Source organism: Synechococcus sp. R6-7 (assembly GCF_047461695.1).
GTDB lineage: Bacteria > Cyanobacteriota > Cyanobacteriia > Thermostichales > Thermostichaceae > Thermostichus.
In genome coordinates this window covers 1-686 of the sequence record NZ_JANSHS010000520.1, presented here as the reverse complement: position 1 = coordinate 686, position 686 = coordinate 1, and the positions used below count along the sequence as shown (strand labels likewise).

The window sequence follows — 686 nt, the reverse complement described above, 5'->3', positions numbered from 1 at the left end:
GAGGTTGCTGGGTTTGATGTCGCGATGGATAACGCCTCGAATCTCGCGACCCTCTACCTTGGCCTGAAACGTGTGGGCAAAGTGCAGCCCCTCACAGGCCTGCAAGGCTAGTCGAACGGCTTGTCGAACCGGCAAAGCCCCTTTTTCTCGGATCAGCTTGCCCAGATCCTGCCCCTTGAGGTACTCCATCACCAAGTAGGCCTGCTCCCCCTCTTGGCCGTGATCCAAAACCTTGACGATGCGAGGATGCTGGCCCAGAAGGGTGCTAACGCGGATCTCTTCGGCAAAGCGACGGCGCAAGTCTGTCTGGAAGTCGCCCCGGCTCAGCAGCATGGGGGCATAGAGGATCTTGACGGCTACCTCTTGGCCGTTGTTGCGTAAGTCTAAGGCGCGGAAGACGGATCCCATACCACCGCTACCAATTTCTTGAATCAGCTGGTAGCGGTTGCCCAAAATGCGGTTGGTGAGATCTGCGGTCATGGGTTTGCAGCTTGGAGAAGAGGAATTGCAGGGGGAATGTCCATACCATAAACCGAATTGCTGAGGTCTGCACCAGCCTACGCCGGTGGCTGAACTCAGGGATCCGGATTGGGGCCATCTGTTGGAAATGGCGGGGTTTTCAGTTGATTCTTCAAGGTGACTTCTCAGCTAGAAATCGCAGGAGCCCCGCCCTCTGTCCGTAGGAC

Annotated in this window: 1 protein-coding gene; it reads right to left on the bottom strand. The window is 56.9% G+C overall.

Annotated features, from left to right (window positions below; translation table 11 throughout):
- Positions 1-480 (bottom strand): serine/threonine protein kinase (locus tag NW815_RS13680; protein WP_414388139.1); only part of this gene is annotated, 480 nt, incomplete at its 3' end.
- Positions 481-686 lie beyond the last annotated feature (206 nt).